General features: G+C 27.4%; 1 pseudogene. It reads right to left on the reverse strand.

Annotated features, from left to right (window positions below):
* Positions 1 to 212 (reverse strand): annotated as a pseudogene (locus H2280_RS08650) (hypothetical protein); the annotation flags it as partial.

Genomic DNA, 212 nt, shown 5'->3' on the forward strand with positions numbered 1-212 from the left:
CCAACTTATTTTTTTACGTTTTTCTCCTGTGCTATAGCATTTAAAAAAATAAGCTTGTAATAAACAAAGAACTATAAAAGGTGCATAAAGTGTTAAATAGCAAATCCAATCAAATAAAAAGTTTATATAAATATATGCACGATACTCATCTGGCGAAAGTTTCTTAACTTCTGGAGGATCTAAAAAAGACAAGAAACTGTCTGTATTAATAT

Source organism: Campylobacter sp. 2457A (genome assembly GCF_020135895.1).
Taxonomy (GTDB): Bacteria; Campylobacterota; Campylobacteria; order Campylobacterales; family Campylobacteraceae; genus Campylobacter_D; species Campylobacter_D taeniopygiae.